This window comes from Micromonospora lupini str. Lupac 08 (assembly GCF_000297395.2).
Taxonomy (GTDB): domain Bacteria; phylum Actinomycetota; class Actinomycetes; order Mycobacteriales; family Micromonosporaceae; genus Micromonospora; species Micromonospora lupini.
Map to the genome: position 1 here is coordinate 1 of NZ_HF570105.1, position 583 is coordinate 583.

At 68.8% G+C, this 583-nt stretch carries 1 protein-coding gene; it reads left to right on the forward strand.

Annotation, left to right across the window (positions count from 1 at the left end):
• Positions 1–93: 93 nt before the first annotated feature.
• Positions 94–583 (forward strand): serine/threonine-protein kinase (locus MILUP08_RS00005; protein WP_039904964.1); only part of this gene is annotated, 490 nt, incomplete at its 3' end.

Sequence of the window (583 nt, forward strand, 5' to 3'; positions counted from 1 at the left end):
CATGCCGCCAGGGTACGCGGCCCGACGTCATCCGAAGCGCACAGTGGCGTGCCGGCGGTGTGAGCGTCGGCGGGTCCGGGTACCGTCTCAGCGATGTCGAACGCGCTTCCCCAACTCGTCGCTGACCGATACCGGCTTCTGTCGCCGCTCGGCCAGGGTGGCATGGGTCGGGTGTGGAAGGCGCGCGACGAGGTGTTGCACCGCGACGTCGCCATCAAGGAGTTGGTGCCGCCGCCCGGCCTCACCGACGAGGAACGCCGCGAGATGCGGGAGCGTTCGCTGCGCGAGGCGCGGGCCATCGCCCGGCTCAACCACATAAACGTGGTCCGCATCTTCGACGTGCTGCGTACCGACGGCGATCCGTGGATCGTCATGGAGTACGTGGCGTCGAAGTCGTTGCAGGACACCCTCGCCGAGGACGGGCCGGTGTCGGTGGCCCAGACCATTGAGATCGGCCTCGGCGTGCTGGGTGCTCTCAACGCGGCCCACAAGGCGGGCGTCATGCACCGCGACGTCAAGCCGGGCAACGTGCTGCTGGGCGACGACGGCCGGGTGGTGTTGACCGATTTCGGTCTCGCCACGA